Origin of the sequence: Ligilactobacillus salitolerans, assembly GCF_003864415.1 — a bacterium.
Taxonomy (GTDB): Bacteria; Bacillota; Bacilli; order Lactobacillales; family Lactobacillaceae; genus Ligilactobacillus; species Ligilactobacillus salitolerans.
The window spans coordinates 1-313 of the sequence record NZ_BFFP01000140.1; the positions used below are offsets into that span (position 1 = coordinate 1).

Here is a 313-nt window from a genome sequence, read left to right on the forward strand (position 1 = left end):
CAAATTTTCCTGCAACGGGCTAAACCCAGTCTTGCCATCGTAAAAGTTATGACTGGCTAGTCCATAATTTCCCTGCCCCATGCGCGGCTTGAGCTTGCCCTGAGGATCAGCTTGACTGCGATTAGCATAATCCGCCCCGGCTGCGAGCCCTTTTTTAGAATAGGCATCATTAAAAATCGGCTGTAAGATCTGGACCCGAGGGATACTCACATAGCCCTGCTTGGTCAAGCCCCGCTGAGCTTGTGTCTGCCGCATCATTTGACGGCGGATCTCTTGCCGCTTATTCCAAGATAAGTGGATCTGCTGGCTCGTC

Annotated in this window: 1 protein-coding gene; it reads right to left on the minus strand. The window is 51.8% G+C overall.

Going from position 1 to position 313, the window contains the following annotated elements; all coding sequences use genetic code 11:
- The coding region (locus LFYK43_RS12405) for a sortase family protein (RefSeq protein ID WP_501161721.1) at positions 1–313 on the minus strand (313 nt) is incomplete at both ends.